This window comes from Microbispora sp. H10885, assembly GCF_014161415.1.
Classification (GTDB): domain Bacteria; phylum Actinomycetota; class Actinomycetes; order Streptosporangiales; family Streptosporangiaceae; genus Microbispora; species Microbispora triticiradicis.
Genome location: NZ_JABBWY010000025.1, coordinates 1 through 4849, shown reverse-complemented (window position 1 = coordinate 4849; position 4849 = coordinate 1). Strand labels below are relative to the sequence as shown.

1 protein-coding gene is annotated in these 4849 nt (G+C 67.8%); it reads left to right on the top strand.

Annotated elements, in window-relative coordinates; translation table 11 throughout:
- Positions 1 to 4625: PQQ-dependent sugar dehydrogenase (locus tag HHX37_RS35275; protein WP_182888168.1), on the top strand; the 4625-nt coding region annotated here is incomplete at its 5' end.
- Positions 4626 to 4849 lie beyond the last annotated feature (224 nt).

Below are 4849 nucleotides of genomic sequence, written 5' to 3'. Positions count from 1 at the left end.
CGATGGGCGCCGACCACCCCAACACGTGGTGTCAGGACTACGACGGTGGCCGCTCGTGGTACACCGGCCTGGGCCACCTGAAGGAGAACTACAGCGAGGCGAACTTCCTCAAGCTGCTCCTCGGCGGCATCAAGACCGCCTCGGGCGCCGTGAAGGCCGACTGCTCGGCCTCGCAGAGCAGCAGCTACGAGAAGGTCACCCTCGACGACAACACCAGCAACCCGATGATGCTGGACGTCGCCAAGGACGGCCGGGTCTTCTACATCGACCGGCTCGGTGACGTCAAGGTCATCAAGCCGAGCGGCGGCACCGTGACGGCGGCGCACCTGAACGTGTTCACCGCCAACGAGAGCGGCCTGCTCGGCATGGCGCTGGACCCCGGGTTCGCGACGAACAAGTGGATCTACCTCTACTACTCGCCCACGGGCTCGGAGAACGTCGACCGGCTGAGCCGGTTCACGGTCAACGGGGACACCCTGGACCTGGCGAGCGAGAAGAAGATCCTGGACGTGCCGGTGCAGCGGGCCGAGTGCTGCCACCACGGCGGCGGCCTGGTGATGGACCCCAAGACCGGCAACCTCTGGCTGGGCACGGGCGACAACACCAACCCCTTCAACTCCGACGGCTACACCCCGATCGACGAGCAGTCGGGCCGCTCCAGCTGGGACGCCCAGCGCTCCGCCGGCAACACCAACAGCCTGAGCGGCAAGCTGCTGCGCATCCACCCCGAGGCGGACGGCACCTACACGATCCCGTCGGGCAACCTGTTCGCCCCGGGCACGGACAAGACCAAGCCGGAGATCTACGGCATGGGCTTCCGCAACCCGTTCCGGATCGGGATGGACCCCAAGACCGGCAACGTGATGCTCGGTGAGTACGGCCCCGACGCCAACTCCGCCAGCGCCACGCGTGGCCCGCAGAACACGGTGGAGTGGAACCTTATCTCCAAGCCGGGCAACTACGGCTGGCCGTACTGCAACGGCAACAACACGCCCTTCATCGACTACAACTTCGCCACGAAGCAGTCGGGTTCGGCGTTCAACTGCGCGGCTCCGGTCAACGACTCGCCGAACAACACCGGCCTGACCAACCTGCCGCCGGTGATCCCGGCCACGGTCTGGTACCACTACGCCGTCGACGCCAACAACTTCCCCGAGCTGAGCGGCGGCGCCCCGATGGGCGGCCCGGTCTACCGCTACAACCCCGACATCACGGCGACGAACAAGTGGCCGGCGTACTGGGACGGCAAGGCCATGTTCGGCGAGTGGAACAACAACGCCATGTGGTCGTTCCAGCTCAACGAGGACGGCACCAAGCTCGTCGAGATGAACCGGATCCTTCAGACCCTGAGCTTCAAGAAGCCCATGGACATGAAGTTCGGCCCCGACGGCGCCCTCTACCTGATCGAGTGGGGCTCGGGCTTCGGCGGCGACAACGCCGACTCCGGCGTCTACCGCATCGACTACGTCAAGGGCGTCCGTCCCCCGACGGCGCGTGCCGCCGCCGACAAGACCGACGGCCCGACGCCGCTGACCGTCAAGTTCAGCAGCGACGGCTCGCGCGACCCCGACGGCAAGGCGATCACCTACGCCTGGGACCTCAACGGTGACGGCACGACCGACTCCACCGCCGCCAACCCCACCTTCACCTACACCCAGGCCGGCGAGTACAACGCGGTTCTCACCGTGACGAACTCCGACGGCCTGACCGGTAAGGCGAGCGTGGTGATCAACGCGGGCAACACCAAGCCCGAGGTCAAGGTCGAGCTCCCGCCGAACGGCTCGTTCTTCGAGTTCGGCGACCAGGTGAAGTTCAAGGTCACCGTCACCGACGCCGAGGACGGCACGGTCGACTGCAGCAAGGTGCAGATCCAGTCCATCCTGGGTCACGACACCCACGGTCACCCGCTCGACCAGACGACCGGCTGCGAGGCCGTCGTGCAGACCGCCATGTCCGGCCACGGTGAGTACGACAACCTGTTCTACGTCATCGAGGCCAGCTACACCGACAAGGGCGCCGGGGCGGCCAAGCCGCTCACCGGGCGGGGTCAGGTCATCCTGCAGCCCAAGCGCAAGCAGGCCGAGCACTTCAGCGCCACCGGCCGGGTCACCGGCGGCACCGGCACCGACGCCGCGGGTGTCGCGGTCGAGGACACGACCGACACCGCGGGTGGCAACAAGAACATCGCCAACGTCCAGGACGGCGACTGGTGGTCGTTCGACCCGATCAACCTGACCAACATCAGCGCGATCCGGTTCCGCGTCTCGTCGAACACCACCGGCGGGACCATCCAGGTCCGGCAGGGTGACCCGGCGACCGGAACGCTCATCGGCTCCGTCGATGTGGCGAACACCGGCGGCTGGCAGACGTTCAAGGACGTCACGCTCAACCTGACCAACCCGCCGGTCACGAGCGGCCCGCTGTACTTCGTCGTGCGCAAGCCGGCGAGCGCGGCGAACGACGCCTTCCTGCTCAACTTCAACTGGGTCGACTTCATCGGCAAGGGCGCCTCGGAGAACCAGCGTCCGACCGTGTCGGTGGCCGCGAACGCGACCACGGGCATCGCGCCGCTGAAGGTGGACTTCACCACCACCGCCACCGACCCCGAAGGCGACGCGCTCACCTACAAGTGGAACTTCGGGGTGAACGGCGCGCCGCAGCCGACCACGGCCAACGCGAGCTACACCTACACCGCGCCGGGCACCTACACCGCCGTGGTGACGGTGACCGACGCCAAGGGCGCCGCAACCAGCGCTCAGGTGCAGATCAAGGTGGACGCGCCGGCCATCGTGTGCTTCAGCGGCCGTTCCGACGACTTCCTGGGCACCCAGCTCGACCGTGACCGCTGGTCGGTCATCCGGGAGAACCAGGACCTGCGGGTCGCCGACGGCAGCCTGATCATCCCGACCTCGACGACCGACATCTACCAGACGACCAACAACACGCCGAACATCGTCGTGCAGCCGGCTCCGGCGGGCGCCTGGACGGCCACCGCCAAGCTCACGCTGAAGGCGCAGGACGCCTACCAGCAGGCCGGTCTGGTCATCTACGGTGACGACGACAACTACGCCAAGATGGTGCTGCAGGGCCGGTCGACCAACGGGTCGAACCACGCCAACCGCGTCTTCCAGTTCATCCGGGAGGACAAGGGCGCACCGAACGAGGTGACGGCGAGCAACACGGCCCAGCTCGGGGACGCGTACCCCGACACGGTGTACGTGCGGTTCATCAGCGACGGCACCAACATCACCGCGCACTACTCCTCGGACGGCACCAACTTCACGGCGATGTCGGAGACCAAGCCGCTCGCCGGGATCTCCAACCCGAAGATCGGCCTGATCTCGCTGGCCGGGGCCAACCACCCGGTGGTGGACGCGGCCTTCGACTGGTTCCAGATCACGCCGGACGACAAGGCGACCGCGCCGACGCCGGACGACGACTTCAACGGCACCTCGCTGGACAAGTGCCGCTGGACCCAGAACGTGCGTTACGACGCGACGGCCGCTCGGGTGACCGGTGGCAACCTGGAGCTCGACACCACGACGGGTGACATCTACGGGACCACCAACAGCGGCCCGAAGAACTTCATCCTGCAGACGGCGCCGAGCGGTGACTGGACGCTGGAGACCAAGGTCGACGGCTCTGCTCTCAGCGAGCAGTACCAGCAGGGCGGCGTGATCGTCTACGGCGACGACGACAACTACGTGAAGTTCGACTTCCTCACCACCAACGCCGCAGGGTCGACGGTGGCGCGGACGATCGAGCTGCGCAGCGAGGTCGGCGGCACCGTGCAGAACCCGCAGCCGCAGGTGAACAACCTCACCGCCGGCCCGTACTGGCTGCGCCTGAAGAAGGTGGGCGACAGCTTCACCGGTGCCTACTCCGCGAACGGCACCACCTGGACCGACCTCACCACGAGCGGCGCGGTCGCCGTGGTGAAGAACAGCGCCGTGGCGAACGCGTCGAAGGTCGGCGTCTACACCATCGGCACCAACCAGGGCGCGTCCAAGACGGTCAAGTTCGACTACTTCAAGCTGATCAAGGCGGGTAGCGAGGACAAGACCGCTCCGGTGACCACCGCGACGACCGACCCGGCCCAGCCGGACAACGGCTCGTTCACCGGTCCGGTCACGGTCACGCTGAAGGCGGTCGACGAGACCGGCGGCAGCGGCGTGGCCAAGACCGAGTACGCGCTGGACGGCGGCGCCTGGACGGCCTACACCGCCCCGGTCACCGTCTCCGGCGACGGCCAGCACGAGGTGACCTACCGCTCGACCGACAAGGCCGGCAACGTCGAGGCGACCAAGTCGCTCAAGCTGACGATCGCCACGCCGAAGGTCAAGCTGACCGTCACCGCGGCCACCCGCTGCATCGGCACCACCGCCTACCTGGCGGTCACCGCCGTCAACGACGGCGACGCGCCGGCCACGATCACGCTGAACACCGCGTTCGGCAACAAGACCGTGACCGACGTGGCCCCGGGCAAGCAGGCCTACCAGTCCTTCAACACCCGGACCGCCCAGGTCGCCGCCGGCAAGGCCACCGTGACCGGCACCGCCACCATCGGCGGCAAGCAGGTCACGACGTCCTACGACGCGGCCTACGCCGCGGCCAGCTGCAGCTGACCGCGACGGCGGTGACGACGCGCACGCGCTGACCCACCGCCACAGCACAACCGGGGCCGGCCGGCCGAACAGCCGGCCGGCCCCGCCCCCTCATAAATCGGAGTGATCACCCCATGCGAATGACCCGCACCACCCAGATACTGGCCGCCTCCGTGCTCGGCCTCACCCTCACCGGCATCGGCGTCTCCCCCGCCCTCGCCGACGACCCCGGCGCCGGCATCGAC